Annotated in this window: 16 protein-coding genes and 2 pseudogenes; 12 read left to right on the forward strand and 6 right to left on the reverse strand. The window is 69.0% G+C overall.

Annotation, left to right across the window (positions count from 1 at the left end; genetic code table 11):
• Positions 1-62 precede the first annotated feature (62 nt).
• The 4 genes and pseudogenes from BTZ20_RS16480 to BTZ20_RS29880 all read left to right on the forward strand — a co-directional run.
• A complete protein-coding gene (locus BTZ20_RS16480) occupies positions 63-947 on the forward strand; it encodes an Ig-like domain-containing protein (protein WP_077042109.1) in 885 nt (294 codons plus the stop codon).
• Between the two features lie 113 nt (positions 948-1060).
• On the forward strand, positions 1061-1645 hold the full coding sequence (locus BTZ20_RS16485) for a hypothetical protein (RefSeq protein ID WP_145982313.1): 585 nt from the start codon (positions 1061-1063) through the stop codon (positions 1643-1645).
• A gap of 265 nt (positions 1646-1910) precedes the next feature.
• Positions 1911-2684: an Ig-like domain-containing protein gene (locus tag BTZ20_RS29090; protein WP_077042111.1), complete on the forward strand. Its 774-nt coding sequence runs from the start codon at positions 1911-1913 to the stop codon at positions 2682-2684.
• Positions 2685-2692: 8 nt separating this feature from the next.
• Positions 2693-2830: pseudogene (locus tag BTZ20_RS29880) on the forward strand (Ig-like domain-containing protein); the annotation flags it as partial.
• 2 nt (positions 2831-2832) lie between these two features.
• On the opposite strand, the gene BTZ20_RS29095 reads toward BTZ20_RS29880, so the two are convergent.
• The gene (locus BTZ20_RS29095) at positions 2833-2961 is read right to left on the reverse strand and encodes a hypothetical protein (protein WP_262982484.1); all 129 of its coding nucleotides are present in this window, start codon (positions 2959-2961) and stop codon (positions 2833-2835) included.
• A 542-nt stretch (positions 2962-3503) separates the two neighbouring features.
• On the opposite strand from BTZ20_RS29095, the gene BTZ20_RS16500 reads away from it, so the two are divergent.
• The 5 genes and pseudogenes from BTZ20_RS16500 to BTZ20_RS16520 all read left to right on the forward strand — a co-directional run bounded on the left by BTZ20_RS16500 (position 3504) and on the right by BTZ20_RS16520 (position 8462).
• Positions 3504-5147 (forward strand): beta strand repeat-containing protein, encoded by a 1644-nt coding sequence (locus tag BTZ20_RS16500; RefSeq protein ID WP_077042113.1) that lies wholly within the window; start codon positions 3504-3506, stop codon positions 5145-5147.
• A 141-nt stretch (positions 5148-5288) separates the two neighbouring features.
• Positions 5289-5591, forward strand: a pseudogene (locus BTZ20_RS28200) (WhiB family transcriptional regulator); the annotation flags it as partial.
• 281 nt (positions 5592-5872) lie between these two features.
• Positions 5873-6688, forward strand: coding sequence for a tyrosine-protein phosphatase (locus BTZ20_RS16510; RefSeq protein ID WP_077042115.1), 816 nt, complete (start codon positions 5873-5875; stop codon positions 6686-6688).
• Positions 6689-6771: 83 nt separating this feature from the next.
• Positions 6772-7257, forward strand: coding sequence for a hypothetical protein (locus tag BTZ20_RS16515; protein ID WP_189636485.1), 486 nt, complete (start codon positions 6772-6774; stop codon positions 7255-7257).
• Between the two features lie 71 nt (positions 7258-7328).
• Complete coding sequence (locus BTZ20_RS16520; protein ID WP_077042116.1) at positions 7329-8462, forward strand: nitronate monooxygenase; 1134 nt, start codon at positions 7329-7331, stop codon at positions 8460-8462.
• Positions 8463-8465: 3 nt separating this feature from the next.
• On the opposite strand, the gene dinB is transcribed toward BTZ20_RS16520, so the two are convergent.
• The 3 genes from dinB to BTZ20_RS16535 are packed head-to-tail and all read right to left on the reverse strand — an operon-like array spanning position 8466 to position 11243.
• On the reverse strand, positions 8466-9740 hold the full coding sequence (dinB, locus tag BTZ20_RS16525) for a DNA polymerase IV (protein ID WP_077042117.1): 1275 nt from the start codon (positions 9738-9740) through the stop codon (positions 8466-8468).
• A 27-nt stretch (positions 9741-9767) separates the two neighbouring features.
• Positions 9768-10328 (reverse strand): GNAT family N-acetyltransferase, encoded by a 561-nt coding sequence (locus tag BTZ20_RS16530; protein WP_223263368.1) that lies wholly within the window; start codon positions 10326-10328, stop codon positions 9768-9770.
• 60 nt (positions 10329-10388) lie between these two features.
• Positions 10389-11243 carry a helix-turn-helix domain-containing protein gene (locus BTZ20_RS16535; RefSeq protein ID WP_145982314.1) on the reverse strand — a complete coding sequence of 285 codons (855 nt, stop codon included), beginning with the start codon at positions 11241-11243 and terminating at the stop codon, positions 10389-10391.
• Between BTZ20_RS16535 and BTZ20_RS16540 the strand changes: the two genes are divergently transcribed.
• Both BTZ20_RS16540 and BTZ20_RS16545 read left to right on the forward strand, forming a co-directional pair.
• Positions 11242-11736 carry an SRPBCC family protein gene (locus BTZ20_RS16540; RefSeq protein ID WP_223263369.1) on the forward strand — a complete coding sequence of 165 codons (495 nt, stop codon included), beginning with the start codon at positions 11242-11244 and terminating at the stop codon, positions 11734-11736. The genes BTZ20_RS16535 and BTZ20_RS16540 overlap by 2 nt on opposite strands.
• A gap of 127 nt (positions 11737-11863) precedes the next feature.
• Entirely contained in the window at positions 11864-12676 is an 813-nt protein-coding gene (locus BTZ20_RS16545) for a hypothetical protein (RefSeq protein WP_077042119.1), read from the forward strand.
• A gap of 82 nt (positions 12677-12758) precedes the next feature.
• Here the strand turns inward: BTZ20_RS16545 and BTZ20_RS16550 are convergent, their stop codons facing one another.
• Positions 12759-13556: an Fpg/Nei family DNA glycosylase gene (locus BTZ20_RS16550; RefSeq protein ID WP_077042120.1), complete on the reverse strand. Its 798-nt coding sequence runs from the start codon at positions 13554-13556 to the stop codon at positions 12759-12761.
• Positions 13557-14030, reverse strand: a complete 474-nt coding sequence (locus tag BTZ20_RS16555; RefSeq protein ID WP_077042121.1) for a ribose-5-phosphate isomerase — start codon at positions 14028-14030, stop codon at positions 13557-13559.
• A 62-nt stretch (positions 14031-14092) separates the two neighbouring features.
• On the opposite strand from BTZ20_RS16555, the gene BTZ20_RS16560 reads away from it, so the two are divergent.
• A complete protein-coding gene (locus BTZ20_RS16560; protein WP_411269077.1) occupies positions 14093-14965 on the forward strand; it encodes a M48 family metallopeptidase in 873 nt (290 codons plus the stop codon).
• Positions 14966-14971 lie beyond the last annotated feature (6 nt).

The following is a 14971-nucleotide window of genomic DNA, read 5'->3' on the forward strand; positions in this document are numbered from 1 at the left end:
GACGGATCATCCACCAACGCGGCGGCGTCCGCGGTGACGCCGCACCGACCAAGGGAACACCCATGGCACACCGAACAACCACCCGCACCATCGCCGCAGGCGCCGCCACCACACTCGCCCTCGGCGCACTGGCCTTTCTGACCACCGGCGTCGCCCACGCCGACCCCCGAACCCTCACCTGGGACGACGGAGCCTCCCACTTCACCCGCACCATCACCAACGAAACCCCCGCCCCCGGCGAAACCATCACCATCAGCACCAAGTTCGAACGCACCAACTCCACCGACGAAAAGCTCGACTGGGTCAAGGACTTCCACCCCACCTGCCTGACCTACGTCTCCGGCTCAGCCACGCTGACCGACAACAGCGGCCCCCACACCATCGAGCCCTACCTCGACATCCAGCCCGGCTTCATCGCCGCCGACTTCAACGCCACCAGCTACCGGGTGACCGTCAAGCAGAACACCGCACCCGCCACCCTCAGCGCCCAATACAAGGTCGGCGCCGACTGCGCCCGCGACATCGGCCTCCAAACCGGCATGGACTACAGCGGATCCCTCGGCGCCGGCAACTACAGCACCAAGGGCCCCTCACTCACCGTCGGCAAGGCGAACACCACCACCACCCTCGCCCCCGTCACCGGAGCCAAAGTCGGCACCACCTCCACCCTCACCGCCACCGTCACCCCCGCCGCATCGGGCGGCACCGTCACCTTCAAGGACGGCGACACAATCGTCGGCACCGCCTACGTGGGCGCCGACGGGACGGCCACCGCCCAGTGGTCTCCCGCCAAGTCGGGCAATCGCACCATTAGCGCCGCCTTCTCCGGCACGAACACCACCAAGGCCTCCACCGCCAACGCCACCGTGTCCGTCGCGCCCGAAGCCGGCGACGGCGGCGGCAGCCTCGGCTCCCTCGGTTCCCTGTTCGGCGGCTTCGGCTCCTAGCTGACAACCGATTCCGGGCTCCGGCGTCCGCACTCGTGGCGCCGGAGCCCCGCCCCCACAGCCCGCGGCGACGTCACGTGACGTTCTTTGGCCGCACGATCAAAGGAATACTCATGGCTTCTCGAAACATGATGCGCGGCATCGCTTCCGGCGCGGCAACTACTCTCGCAGCCGGCGCGCTGACCCTCCTGAGTACGGGCATCGCCGGCGCCGCCACCGCCAACATCACCTGGGACGATTACTACTCCCATTTCACCCGCACCGTCAGCAACGCCACTCCCAACGCGGGCGAGATCATCACGGTTAGCACGAAGTTCGAACGAACCAACTCCACCGACGAAAAGCTCGATTGGGTCAAGGACTTCCACCCCACCTGCCTGACCTATGTCCCCAACTCGGCGAAGCTGAACAACCAACCCGTCGAGCCCTACCTCGACATCAAGCCCGGTTACATCGCCGCCGACTTCAACGCCACCAGCTACCGGGTGATCGTCAAGCAGAACACCGCACCCGCCATCCTCAGCGCCCAATACACGGTCGGCACCGACTGCGCCCGCGGCACAAAACTGACCACCGGCATGGACTACAGCGGATCCCTCGGGTCCGGCAGCTACGGCACCAAGGGCCCCGCGATCACGGTCAGCTACCTCACGCCCGGAGGCGGAGCAGGCTCCCTCGGCTCCATCTTCGGCTCCTAAGTAACACAACGGCTTCCGCCGACCACCACCACGGAAACCACCCCTGACCCCGAGCTCCGGCGCCCTGCCCTCGCAGGCGCCGGAGCCCGGACCCCTCACAGCGCCTGCGGCGACGCCCATGGCCGCACCGATCACAAGGACACACCCATGGCACACCGAGCAACCACCCGCACCATCGCCGCAGGCGCCACCACCGCACTCGCCCTCGGCGCACTGGCCTTTCTGACCACCGGCGTCGCCAACGCCGCCCCCGAACCATCGACTGGTGGGACGGAAACTCCCACTTCACCCGCACCATCACCAACGAAACCCCCGCCCCGGCGAAACCATCACCATCAGCACCAAGTTCGAACGAGGCAACTCCACCGACGAAAAGCTCGACTGGGTCAAGGACTTCCACCCCACCTGCCTGACCTACATCCCCGGCTCAGCCACCCTGACCGACAACAACGGCCCCCACACCATCGAGCCCTACCTCGACATCCAGCCCGGCTTCATCGCCGCCGACTTCAACGCCACCAGCTACCGGGTGACCGTCAAGCAGAACACCGCACCCGCCACCCTCACCGCCCAATACAACGTCGGCGCCAACTGCACCACCGACGGCGTCGCCCTCCAAACCGGCATGGACTACAGCGGATCCCTCGGCGCCGGCAACTACAGCACCAAGGGCCCCTCACTCACCGTCACCAACGCCAACTCCACCACCACCCTCGCCCCCATCACCAACGCCAAGGTCGGCCAGGCCTCCACGCTCACCGCCACCGTCGCACCGGCAGCCGCGGGCGGCACCATCGAATTCAAGGACGGCGACACCATCCTCGGCACCGCCCCCGTCGGCGCCAACGGAACCGCCACCCACCAGTGGACCCCCAGCGCTGCCGGTGCTCACACCATCCACGCCACCTTCTCCGGACGCGACGGCGTCAACGGTTCCACCACCACCGCACAGGTCACGGTTACCGAAGCCCCGGTCACCGACTCGACCACCACCCTCACCCCGTCACCGGCGCCAAGGTCGGCACCGCCACCACCCTGAAGGCAACAATCAACCCCGCCAACGCCGGCGGCACCGTCACCTTCAAGGACGGCAACACCATCCTCGGCACCAGCCCCGTCGGCGCCGACGGCACCGCCACCTACCAGTGGACCCCGGCCGCCGCCGGTGCTCACACCATCAACGCCGACTACTCCGGCCACGGCACCACCAACGCCTCCACCACCCACGCAACCATCACCGTCGCCACCACCGGCGGCGGCAACGGCGGCGGCAACGGCGGCAACGGCGGCGGCAGCCTCGGCTCCCTCGGCTCCATCTTCGGCTCCTAAGTAACACAACGGCTTCCGCCGACCACCACCACGGAAACCACCCCTGACCCCGAGCTCCGGCGTCCGCCCTCGTGGCGCCGGAGCCCGGACCCCCTCACAGCGCCTGCGGCGACGCCCATGGCCGCACCGATCACAAGGACACACCCATGGCACACCGAGCAACCACCCGCACCATCGCCGCAGGCGCCACCACCGCACTCGCCCTCGGGGCACTGACCATCTTCGGCACCAGCGTCGCCAACGCCGCCCCCGAACCATCGACTGGTGGGACGGCAACTCCCACTTCACCCGCACCATCACCAACGAAACCCCCGCCCCCGGCGAAACCATCACCATCAGCACCAAGTTCGAACGAGGCAACTCCACCGACGAAAAGCTCGACTGGGTCAAGGACTTCCACCCCACCTGCCTGACCTACGTCCCCGGCTCAGCCACCCTGACCGACAACAACGGCCCCCACCCCATCGAGCCCTACCTCGACATCCAGCCCGGCTTCATCGCCGCCGACTTCAACGCCACCAGCTACCGGGTGACCGTCAAGCAGAACACCGCACCCGCCACCCTCAGCGCCCAATACAACGTCGGCGCCAACTGCACCATCGGCGGCGGTGCCCTCCAAACCGGCATGGACTACAGCGGATCCCTCGGCGCCGGCTACTACGGCACCAAGGGCCCCTCACTCACCGTCGCCAAGGCGAACTCCACCACCACCCTCGCCCCCATCACCGGCGCCAAAGTCGGCACCGCCACCACCCTCACCGCAACCATCACCGGCGGCACAGCCGGCCAGACTGTCGAGTTCTACGACGGCACCACCAAAATCGGTAGCACCGGCCTCAACTCCAACGGCACCGCCACCTTCGCGTGGACCCCCACCACCGCAGGCAACCACGCCATCTCCGCGAAATTCCCCGACACCGCCACCACCAACGGCTCCCAATCCGCGCCGCAGACCGTCCAGGTCACACAAAACGTCAACTCCACCGTCGCCCTGGCCCCCATCACCAACGCCAAGGTCGGCCAGGCCTCCACGCTCACCGCCACCGTCAACCCGGCAGCCGCCGGTGGCACCATCGAATTCAAGGACGGCGACACCATCCTCGGCACCAGCCCCGTCGGCGCCAACGGAACCGCCACCCTGCCCTGGACCCCCAATGCCGGCGGCGGACACACCATCCACGCCGCCTTCTCCGGACGCGACGGCGTCAACGCCTCCACCACCACCGCACAGGTCACCGTCGCCGAAGCCGACGTCAACTCCACCGTGGCCCTCGCCCCGGTCACCGGCGCGAAGGTCGGCACCGCCACCACACTCGCCGCCACCGTCGCTCCGGCCGCCGTGGGCGGAACCATCGAATTCAAGGACGGCGACACCGTCCTCGGCACCAGCCCCGTCGGCGCCGACGGCACCGCCACCCTGCCCTGGACCCCCAGCGCCGGCGGCGGACACACACTGCACGCCAGCTTCTCCGGGCGTGACGGCGTCAACCCGTCCACCACCACCGGGCAGGTCACCGTCGCCGAAGCCGACGTCAACTCCACCGTGGCGCTGGCCCCGGTCACCGGCGCGAAGGTCGGCCAGGCCACCACGCTCACCGCCACCGTTGCTCCGGCAGGTGCGGGTGGCACCATCGAATTCAAGGACGGCGACACCGTCCTCGGCACCGCCCCCGTCGGCGCCGACGGCACCGCCACCCACCAGTGGACCCCGGCCGCCGCCGGTGCTCACACCATCCACGCCGCCTTCTCCGGGCGTGACGGCGTGAACGGTTCCACCACCACCGGGCAGGTCACCGTGGCCGAGGCACCGGTCGACAACACGAACTCGACCACCACCCTCACCCCCGTCACCGGCGCCAAGGTCGGCACCGCCACCACCCTGAAGGCAACAATCAACCCCGCAGGCGCCGGCGGCACCGTCACCTTCAAGGACGGCACCACCATCCTCGGCACCGCCACCGTCGGCGCCGACGGCACCGCCACCTACCAGTGGACCCCCACCACCGCCGGTGCTCACACCATCAACGCCGACTACTCCGGCCACGGCACCACCAACGCCTCCACCACCCACGCAACAGTGACCGTCGCACCCACCGGCGGCGGCAACCCCGGCACCGGCGGCGGCAGCCTCGGCTCCCTCTTCGGCGGCCTGTTCAGCGGCTTCGGCTCCTGAGCTAACAACCTGCCACAGGTCTGTTCCCGGCCGCATCGGCCGGGAACAGACCCTCCTGCCGGCGCCGACCCCGAGCATCCGGGCCCGCCCCGTACCCCACGTTGTCCGTCAGCTCTGTTTTAGTGAAAAGCACTCCGCGACATGATCAATACCCTTGGCCGCCCGCACACCGACCTCATCGACGCACCCGGAAGCTGGGTCGCGCAGGCTTATTGCCGCTTCGGTGACCCTGACAGGATGTTCGTAAGGGGCTCGAGGAAGCAACGAGAGGCCGCCACGCTCTGCGAGCACTGCCCCGTCATCCTCGAGTGCGGAGCTGATGCCCTGAACAACCGAGTCGAGTTCGGTGTCTGGGGAGGAATGACCGAATGCGAACGGCGAAAACTGACGGCGCTTTACCCGCGTATCGAGTCGTGGGCCGACTTCATCGCACAGGCACGCCGCCGCGCCCGGCCGCGGCGCAACGTCCTCGACGTCGCGCCACCGGGTGACCGGTACCCACCGATTGCGCCGGCGGGTACCACGCCCCGCGACCGACCCGCACCGGCATCGGTGGAAGCCACCCATCGACCACGTCGGCATCCACATGTTCCGGGGACCTACGCCCGGGCCACGTAGGTACGGCATACGGCAGCGGTGGCGACGGGGAACCACCAGATCAACGTTCACGAAATACCGGCCCGCCCGGTCCGACGGGCCCACGAACGAGAAGAGGAGAACCTTCCATGTCCCACCGAAACCTCGTCCAGGCCAAGTCGGCGGCGATACTCGCCCTGACCGCCGGCCTCCTGCTCGCTCCCGCCCCGTCGATCGCCGCGGCCGCACCGACGCCGGTCGTCGCGTCGACCTCGGTCGACCACTCGCTGCACCTGACGGGGGCGCCGAATGCCCGCGACCTCGGCGGCTACACCACCACCGACGGGAAGAGCGTTCGATCCGGGCTGGTGCTGCGCAGCGACGCGCTCACCGCCCTGACCGCGGACGACCTGGCCAAGCTCGTGCAGCTGAACGTCAAGACGGTCGAAGATCTGCGGACCACCTACGAAAGGGTGCTCGGACCGGACAAGCTCCCCGCAGGCGCCACCTCGCAACACCGCGACGTGACCGGCGGAAACCTGGTCACTGCGATCACGATGAAGGACCTGGGGCAGTTCTACAAGGTCATGCCCAGCAATTCCGACGCCTCCGCCGCGTTCCGGGCCGTCCTGCTGGACATCAAGAACTCCCCCGATACGGTGCTCTATCACTGCAAGAGCGGGAAGGACCGAACCGGCTGGCTGTCGGCGGTACTGCTAACGATCCTCGGCGTCCCGCGCGAGACCGTGAACGCGGACTTCATGCTCAGCAACGAGTACGTCGGCGCCGGTGGCGGAACGGGCAGCCTCGGGAGCAGCAATTCTGATCACGTGGAGCAGGCCTGGCTCGATTCCGCCTTCGCCACTGTGGACCAGAAGTACGGCAGCTTCGACAACTACGTGAGCCAGGCGCTTGGTCTGACGAATCAGGACGTCACCGCGCTGAAGGCAAAGCTGCTCAGCTGATCGGGGATCGGGCGCCCGCGCCTGGTGAACACCCCGCCATTCGACACGCAGCCTGTCACCGAGACCGATTGGTGACAGGCTGTGTGTTCCAGACGATCTTCCGGATCGGCACCATCCTCGGCGCGGACGTGGACAACCAGATCACCGCGCTCTTCCAGAAGAGTCGGCTGCTCAAGATCCGCGGCAGTGACAGCCCCTTCGTGTTCGTCTGGGGTCAGGACGTGACCGCGGCCATGGTGCAGGCCGTGGTGGGCACTCGCACCGGGATCTTCAACGTCGCGGGCGACGGATCCATGACCATCGACGAGATCGCGGCCGAACTGGGCAAGCCGACCATGTCGGTGCCCGCAGACCTGGTCCGCGCCGGCCTCTGGGCAGGGCGGGCACTGGGACTGACCGCCCACGGCCCCGAGCAGACCAAGTTCCTGCAGTACCGGCCCGTGCTCAAGAACGATCGACTCAAGCACGTGTTCGGGTACACACCGCAGTACTCGACGAGGGAGGCCTTCGCCGCGTGGCGGGCCGCCCGCGGCTCCGTCGCCACCATGGTCCAATCGCACGATTCGTAACCAATCAGGACTCCCGCGACTACGGTGGAACTTGTTTCAGTCTTCCACCGCTGACAGTGTAGGAGTGCCGCATGCACACCCCCCTTTGCGACGAACTCGGCATCGAGTTCCCCATCTTCGCGTTCACCCATTGCCGCGACGTCGTGGTCGCCGTGAGCAAGGCTGGCGGCTTCGGCGTCCTCGGAGCGGTCGGGTTCACACCCGAGGAGCTCGAAATCGAGCTGAAGTGGATCGATGAGCACATCGGCGACCACCCGTACGGTGTCGACATCGTCATCCCGAACAAGTACGAGGGCATGGACTCGAACCTGTCCGCCGACGAACTCACCACGATGCTGCAGTCGATGGTGCCGCAGGAAACCCTCGACTTCGGACGCAAGATCCTTACCGACCACGGTGTGCCCTTGCCTGACGACGGCAACGAGAACGCGTTGCAGCTTCTCGGCTGGACGGAGGCCACAGCCACCCCGCAGGTCGAGGTCGCGCTGCAGCACCCGAAGGTGACGCTCATCGCGAACGCGCTCGGCACGCCGCCTGCGGACATGATCAAGCACATCCACGACGCCGGCCGCAAGGTCGCCGCCCTGTGCGGCTCGCCCTACCAGGCCCGCAAGCACGCGGACGCGGGCGTGGACATCATCATCGCCCAGGGCGGCGAGGGCGGCGGACACTGCGGCGAGGTCGGATCGATCGTGCTGTGGCCGCAGGTCGTCAAGGAGGTCGCCCCGGTGCCGGTGCTCGCGGCGGGCGGTATCGGCAGCGGCCAGCAGATCGCGGCGGCCCTGGCCATGGGCGCACAGGGCGCCTGGTCGGGCTCGCAGTGGCTGATGGTCGAGGAGGCCGAGAACACCGCCGTCCAGCAGGCTGCCTACGCGAACGCGTCCAGCCGGGACACGGTGCGCAGCCGGTCGTTCACCGGCAAGCCGTGCCGGATGCTGCGCAACGACTGGACCGAGGCGTGGGAGAAGGACGGCAACCCCGAGCCTCTCGGAATGCCGCTGCAGTACATGGTCTCCGGGATGGCCGTGGCGGCCACCCACAAGTACCCGGACGAGACCGTCGACGTCGCGTTCAACCCGGTCGGCCAGGTCGTCGGCCAGTTCACCAAGGTAGAGAAGACCTCGGCGGTCATCGAGCGCTGGGTCCAGGAGTACCTCGAGGCGACGGGCACCCTCGAGCAGCTGAACGCTGCCGCGAACGCCTGACGGTCACTGATCGGGGAGGATCGGGACGCTGTCACCGCGATCCTTCCCGAGCAGGGCCGCCCGCGTGACGGCCACCGCCCCGAACCGGTCCCGGACCGAGTCCAGCGCGGTGTCGAGGGCGGTGACTTCCCGCGGCGCCCGCTCCGCCGCCCCTGCCTCGAGCTCGAACGGCAGCGCCAACTGCTCGGCACCCTCGCGGTCGAGGTTGGTCAGCGCGACACCGATCAGCGTCAGCCCCTGGCCGAGAATCATCGGCCGGGCCTGGTCGAGCAGAACGCGCACCGTGGACAGGATCGTCTCGGTGCGGGCCGTCGCCTGCGGCAGCGTGAACGAGCGGGTGGCGCGGGCGAAGTCCGCAAATCGCATCCGCACGACCACGGTGCGACAGACCCGGCCAGCGCGGCGGAGGCGCCGCGTGACGCGGTCGACCAGCGCGGCGGCGAGCGCGTCGATCTCCGCCTGGGATCTCGGCCTGCGCCCGAGCGCGTGCTGGGCGCCGATCGAACGCCGCCTCGTTCCCGTATGCACGCGGCGCGAGTCTCGTGCCCAGGCCAGTGCGTGCAGATGTCGCCCCGCCGCCTGGCCGACAACGGCGGCGAGTTCGCGTTCCGGTAGCACCGCCATCTGTCCGACCGTGGCTATGCCGTAGTCACGGAGCTTGCGCGAGGTCACCGCGCCGACACCCCACAACCGCTCGACCGGAAGGGGGTGCAGGAACTCGAGCTCGCGATCCGGAGGGACGAGCAACAGCCCGTCCGGCTTACCGACGGCACTGGCCACCTTCGCGAGGAACTTTGTACGGGCGATCCCCACGGTAATCGGCAGCCCGACTTGCTCGCGGACCTCGCGCCGCAGCCGGGAGGCGATCTCGAACGGGGTGCCGGACACCCGGCGCAGCCCCCCGACGTCGAGGAACGCCTCGTCGATCGAGATGCCCTCCACCAGCGGGGTGGTGTTCCGGAAGACCTCGAACACGGCCCTGCTCGCCTCGGCGTAGGCCGACATCCTCGGCCGCACGACCACCGCCTGCGGGCACAGCCGCAACGCCTGCCCTCCGTTGCTCGGCGTCCGTACGCCGAATGCCTTCGCCTCGTAGCTGGCGGCGAGCACCACACCCCCGCCGACGATGACCGGCCGGCCCCGCAGCGACGGGTCGTCCCGCTGCTCGACCGAGGCGTAGAAGGCATCGAGATCGGCGTGCAGGATCGTGGCGTCGGCCCTGGCCGGCTCCGTAGGCGAGGGCGAGGGCGGAAACGCTGCACGATCGGACACGAACATATGTTCGCATCGGGCACCGACAGTCCGCTACCCCCGCGGCCCCCGATACATTCGCCACACCTCGGGCCCGTGGTCGATCGTGATGTGCCCCGCGATCGAGAACCCGTGACGCTCGTACAGAGGCAGGTTTCGGCGGGTCGCCGTATCCAGCCACACTGCGTGGCCCGCGCGGTCCATCTCCGCGAGCCCCGCGGCGAGCAGATCGCCGCCAAGCCCACGCCCCTGCGCCCCGCGGGCGACCCCGATCGTCGCCAGAAGCCACGCGTCGCCCCAGGAGCCCATCGCCGACAGTTGCTCCTCCGCGTCCGTCATTCGCAGGAACCGGTCCCCGTGCAGCTCGGCGATGGACGCGAGAACCGATTCGTCCGGAGGCGACACGTCGGGAGGAATGAAAGCGACCACGCCATTCCGGTCGGCGTCGATATACGCGAGACCATGCGGCACGGCCATGTGTTCGAGGTACAACCGTTGAAGCCCGCCCACCCGCTCCTCGTGCAAATCGGCTTGGACGCACCACCTCGTCCAGGGATAGTCGGCGAAAGCCTCCCCGAGAACGGACGCTGCGCGGTCCAGATCCTCTGCCGCCAAGGGTCGAATCGAGATTTCCATACCGCACTTCATCACGACCCACAGTCCCGACGAAAGTGATTATTCGGACATGGACCCGACGGGGCGGGGCGGCTCGGCGAGCGTTTCGTCAGGCGACAGCAGCGCCCGCACCGCACCCGGAGTCCGGCCCAGGTGGGCGCGCATCGTCCTGGTCAGGTGGGCCTGGTCGGCGAACCCGAGGTCCGCGGCGAGTACCGCGAGGTCCCGCTCCCCGCCCTCGAGCCGAGCCAGCGCCCTGCCCACCCGGACCCGGTTGCGATAGCGGGTGACGGAGACACCGGTGACCGCGGTGAAGTGACGACTCAGCAGGAACGGCGACACCTCCAGTGCGCCCGCCAGCGGGATCAGCCCGTCGGATCCGGGGGCATCGTCGAGGATCGCCGCCCTGGCGTCGGCCACCAGCGACCGGCCGCGCGCGCCGGACCGGATCCGGGGTCGCGCGTCGCCCGTGACGCGCGGCACGACCTCCCCGACGAGCCCCACCAGTTCCTCGGCGACCGCGAACCCGACGTCGCCGCTCCCCGCCGCCAGGAGCAGCCGCCGATGCCACAGTTCCACCCTGGCATCGACGTAGAGGTCCGCGACGGGCGGCGCCGCTGGGTCGCCCGCGATCGAGTGCCACAGCTCGGTGCCGATGTCGATCGAGGTGCAGAGGTCGCCGCCGACGGGATGTGCGAACCGCTCCTCCTGGCCCGGTCGGCCGAGGTAGGCGGTGGTCCGGTCCAGCACCGATTCGGCTCCGTCGGCCCGACGCAGGAACCGTCCCGCCCGCACGAGCACCAGCCGGTGATCGTCGTGGCACTCCGGATCCGACCACGCGGCGTGCTCGCCGGCACAGGTGACCGCCCAGGCACTGAACTGGGGCGACTCCGCGATCCGCGCCGCCGATTGCATGAGGAAAACGCTACGCGCGGCCACCGACACGGGACCGCAAAATGTTCAAGACGAGCGGACCGATGGAGGGGCACGCTCGGGTCATGGCATACATACGCACCGAAACACTCGTCGACACCACCCCGAGCGCGCATGGGATGCGCTCCGCGACTGGGGTGCGCTGCACCAACGCCTGGCCGCCGGGTTCGTCACGGACACCACCATCGACGGGGGCGACCGGATCGTCACGTTCGGCGACGGCTCGGTTGTCCGCGAACGGCTGGTCGCGCTGGACGAGTCGGCCCGCCGCCTGTCGTGGTCGATCGTCGGCGGGCCCTACGAGCATCACAACGGGTCGGCCCAGGTGTTCGCCGAGAGCGATGGCCGCACCCGATTCGTCTGGATCGCGGACGTGCTGCCGGATGCACTGGCGGACCGCACCACGGCCATGATGGAGCTCGGCACCAGCGCGATTCGCCGAACCCTCGAGGGCGACCGGGTGCGCGGCGGGTAGCCGTCGGGCTGCGGCGCAGACCACACCGCTCGACGCGATGCCAGGGGGGCAGTTCCGCGACGGCGAGCACCTCCGGATCGCCGGTAGGCTGGGACTCGTCCGATTTGTCCCCATGGGAAGGCCCCCAGTGGAACTCCTCCTGATCCTCGCCGTCATCGGTGTCGTCGTGTTCCTGGTCATGAGAAGCCAGAAGCGCTCGGTCGGCCACACCGCCACCCAACTCGAGGACGCCAAGGCGGACGCGCGCCAGGCGATCGAGCGGCTCGGCGGCCAGGTCTACAACCTGACCGGCACCGACATGGCCTCGAAGCAGGCCCTCGCCGACGCGTCCGAGCGACACATCGCGGCCGGCTCGCAGATCGACCAGGCCAACAGCCCGGCGCAGGCCCGCCTCGCGAAGCAGACTGCGCTGGAAGGCCTCTACTACATCCGTGCCGCGCGAACGGCGATGGGGATGGACCCGGGCCCCGAGGTTCCGAGCATCGACGGCCAGCGCGCCGCGGGCGAGGTGACCGAGAACCGGGACATCGAGTTCGAGGGCCGTCAGGTCTCGGCTTCCCCGAACCCGTCCCCGCGCACCCCGAACTACTACCCGGGCGGTCGCGTCGCGGGTCGGCCCGTCCCGGCCGGCTGGTACTCCGAGCCCTGGTGGAAGCCGGCGCTCGTTGCGGGCGCGTGGGGCGTGGGCTCGATGTTCCTGTTCTCCGCTATGTTCGGCGGCATGGCCGGTGTGCCCTATGACGCGCAGGCTTTCGAGAGCGGCGCCGGCGACGGCAGCGACGCGGGCGGTGGCGATGCGGGCGGCGACGCCGGTGGCGAAGGTGGCGACGCGGGCGCCGACGCCGGCGGTGACACGGGCGGCGGCGACTTCGGGGGCGACGCCGGTGGTGGCGACTGGGGCGGTGGCGATTTCGGCGGCGGCGACTTCGGCGGCTTCTAGGACTGCTCTACGAATTTCGGCAGGATTTCGGCAGGATTTCACCCGCTTTCCGGGCGAAATCCTGCCGAACTCGTTTGACGCCTCAGACCGACTGACAGGTCGGGCACCAGAACAGGTTGCGCGCCTTCATGACCGAGTGGGCGATCGGCGTGCCGCACACGCGGCAGGCCGATCCCGTTCGGCGGTACACGTAAGTACGCGGGCGGTCCTTGGCGTACGCCGGCTCGCCGTTGTCGTGCTCGGGGTGCACCACGTGCATCTTCCCCCGCCGGACACCGACCTTCATCAGTGAGACGAGGTCTGTCCACATGGCATCCCATTCAGCCGTACCCAGCCGCGCGCCGGGGCGGTTCGGGTTGATCCCGTGCCGGAACAGCAGCTCGGCCCGATAGACATTGCCGACCCCGGCGATCACCTGCTGATCCATCAGCAGTGCGCCGATCGCGTTCTGCGACTTGGAGATCCGGCGCCACGCCCGCGCGGGGTCGGCGTCGGGACGCAGCGGGTCGGGGCCCAGCCGTACCTCTAGTGCGCGCAGCTGGGGCTCGTCATAGATCTCGCAGGCGGTCGGCCCGCGCAGGTCGGTGCCGATCTCGGCCCCGACCATCCGCATGCGGACCTGGCCAACCGGCGTGCCCATGGGCAGCGGGAGATCGGTGAACTTGCCGTACAGCCCGAGGTGCACGTGCACGATCAGGCCCGACTCGTAGTGGTGCAGCAGGTGCTTGCCCCACGCCTCGGCCCGGACCAGGACCCGGCCGTCGACGCTCGCCGCTCCGGACTCGAACCTGCCCTGCGGGCTGGACACACGAACGGGAGCACCGGCGAAGTGTCGCTGGTGCTCCCGTGCGAGTCGGTGGAGAGTGTGACCCTCGGGCACTCAGGCCTCGGGCAGGGCCGGCGGCACGCCGGTGCGCTCGTACTCGGACAGGATGTCGATGCGCCGCTGGTGCCGCTCCTCGCCCGACCACGGGGTCTCGAGGAACGCGTCGACGATGGCAAGGGCCTCCTCGAGCGAGTGCATCCGGCCGCCGATGCCGATCAGCTGGGCCTTGTTGTGCTGGCGCGCGAGCTGGGCGGTCTCCACGCTCCATGCCAGGGCGCAGCGGGCGCCGGGCACCTTGTTCGCGGCGATCTGCTCGCCGTTGCCGCTGCCGCCGAGCACGATGCCCAGGCTGCCCTCGTCCTCGACCACGCGGCGCGCGGCCTCGACGCAGAACGCCGGGTAGTCGTCCACGGCGTCGTACACGTGGGCGCCGCAGTCCACGGCCTCGTGGCCGTTCGCGGTGAGATGGTCCTTGATCTGGTTCTTGAGTTCGAAGCCTGCGTGGTCGGCACCTAGGTATACGCGCATGTGTCGATTCTGACAGGTCGGCGCGGCGACCCCGGACCCGACCACGAATAGGGTTTGTCCACATGGAGCAGTTCCCACCCACGATCACGCATCACTCGCCCGTCCACCCGGCCCCCGGATTCGCGCCACCGCAGATGCTCCCGCCGCGAGGGCTCTCTCCGTGGGGTATGCCGATCCGGCACCACTTCGAGATCCCGTTGCTGATCCTGTCGATCGCGACCACCGTGGTGGCCTACCTGGTGTCGATCGCGCTGATCGCCTCGGGCGCGCTGGAGCCGTGGGTCATCATCGTGCTGCTCGCACCGATCCTGCTGTTCTTCGCCCGCGGCCAGATGTACGCCGCGCAGCGTGTCAACGGCGTGAAGATGACGCCGACCCAGTTCCCCGACGGCTACCGGATGCTGGTCGAGGCGGCAGCGCGGTTCGGCATGCCGCAGGTGCCCGACGGCTATGTCGTCCTCGGCAACGGTCAGATCAACGCGTTCGCCTCCGGCCACGGCTTCCGGCGGTACGTGGTGGTCTACAGCGACCTGTTCGAGATCGGCGGCCAGGCACGCAATCCCGATGCACTGGCGTTCATCATCGGACACGAGGTCGGGCACATCGCGGCGGGCCACACCTCCTACTGGCGCCAGCTCGGCATGTTCGCCTCCAACTACATCCCGGTGATCGGGTCCTCGCTCTCGCGCGCGCAGGAATACACCGCCGACAACCACGGGCTGTGCAACCGTCCACACGGGGCACCGGGCGCGATCGGCGTGCTCGCCGCGGGCAAGTACCTGATGAGCCTGGTCGGGTTCGACGAGATGGCGGACCGGGCCAGGACCGAGCGCGGGTTCTTCCCCTGGCTGGTGAACATCCTGTCCGGCCATCCGGTGCTGACCTGGCGCGCCGCCGCCCTGCGGGACCGCTCGCGCCACGGCCGGGTGTTCTAGCCGGCG

Source organism: Rhodococcus sp. MTM3W5.2 (assembly GCF_001984015.1).
Classification (GTDB): Bacteria; Actinomycetota; Actinomycetes; order Mycobacteriales; family Mycobacteriaceae; genus Rhodococcus_G; species Rhodococcus_G oryzae.